The organism is Acidithiobacillus sp. TH-A36 (assembly GCF_057473445.1).
The window spans coordinates 1-1,725 of sequence record NZ_JBYCKP010000156.1 but is presented as its reverse complement, the minus strand read 5'-3'; the positions used below and the strand labels follow the sequence as shown (position 1 = coordinate 1,725).

Sequence of the window (1,725 nt, the reverse complement as noted above, 5' to 3'; positions counted from 1 at the left end):
ACCTTATACATGCTCTCCCAGGAAAAGATGTATGAATCATATTGGACAAACGAGTGCAAAAATTCATGTTCCCTGAGCGTCCACCTGTTGTATGATTGTACGATGGCACACCCTTTCGGAATCTTGCGCAATCGGGCCGTTATCCTGAATAACGATTGTGAATTCGAGGTGAATGAATGTTTCAGAGACCCAAACAATTCCAAACCAACATTTGGACAGGTATCTTTGTATCTGGAGTTGGTGTTTCTGCCATCGGCGATTTCATCTACCTTGTCGCCATCAATGTGTTTGTTCTCGACCAAACGCACTCTGCATCGGCTGTTGCAGGTCTGTGGGTTGTGTCCAGGGTTGCGGCGTTAATTGTAGGACCTTGGGTAGGAAGCATAACAGATCGATTCTCCCGTAGGAAACAACTGATTGGTGTCGAGCTTACCCGTGCGATGCTGATTGGTGTTCTGCCACTCCTGTCACACTTGGCTTATATTTACGCAATTCTATTTCTACTTGGGGTTTCCAGTACGTTTTTCGGTAGTCTGTTTCTGCCGTATCAGACATTGCTTGTACCTGAGCGGTCCCGAAAGAGAGTGAATTCGATTGTAAGTATCTTACGGTACAGTGCCTTTCTGACGGGACCTGCGATTGCAGGGGTGCTCTTGATCCATGGCAATGCGTCCATCCCTTTATGGTTGGACTCGGTTAGTTTCTTGGTTTCTGCAATGTCGTTTATCTTATTACCTGAATTGGGTACGCCACTAACTACCACGGAAAGACAACATCCTTGGCGTACCGTGTTCAAGGATTGGCAAACTGCATTCCAATTTCTCAGTGGGAACCGACTGTTTACCGTCCTATTCAGTTTGAACGCACTCATTGGCATCTTTGCACTCACGGCAGACACGCAAGAGGTTGTCTTTGCTCGGCAAGCCCTACACCTTGGGCAACTTGGTTACGGCATGATGGTCACTTCTGCAGGAATTGGATTTGTGTCTGGTTCTCTGTTCTTATCGATCATATCGAATCGGCTCAGTACCATATGGCTTCTGGGGCTCGGAACTCTGTTGAATTCGGCGGGATATCTACTCTATGCTTTGTCACATTCTTTGTGGGCGGCTGTTGTCGGACTAATCATCCTGGGGTTGTTTGGTTCAAGTGCGAGCTTGGGATTTACCACATACATTCAAAAAGTAATGCCAGTATCACATATGGGGAGAATCAACAGCGTCGTCGCTCCTCCTCAACAATTGCTAAACATCGTGTTTATCCTGCTTGGTGGTTTCGTGGCGACTTGGTTGGGAGTACGTAGCTTAATGGTCGGAATGACAATATTGATGTGCCTGGCGGCACTCATCATAGTATTTCTTGTATCGCTGCCGAGAAACCAGTCACAAATGGAGGATGCTATATCCAACAATGTTCCTTGAACGGGGGCGAGAACTGAAGAATAGCTGTCGTCCTCTGGTGCATCAATACTCACTGTGAAGGCGGTCGCTGATCTTCAGGTAATGGGCCGTAATGTTCAGGAACGACCTACCTTTTGCTTTTCAAATTCTATCCTTGACGAGGGCTGCTATTGCGTATTACTATATACCTGTAGTGAGTATTACTGATTATCGGTATAACAAGTTACGTGTGTTACAGAGTACTGAACGGAAATGAGGGGCAGAGAAATCTGGAAAATATAACAGAGATGCTGAAAGGTGTACTCGAAGGCTGCGTCCTTGAAAT

The 1,725-nt window shown here is 46.3% G+C and carries 1 protein-coding gene; it reads left to right on the top strand.

What is annotated here, in order from left to right:
- The first annotated feature begins 176 nt into the window (after window positions 1-176).
- Window positions 177-1,421, top strand: a complete 1,245-nt coding sequence (locus AC2VLY_RS04265; protein ID WP_486894097.1) for an MFS transporter — start codon at window positions 177-179, stop codon at window positions 1,419-1,421.
- Window positions 1,422-1,725 lie beyond the last annotated feature (304 nt).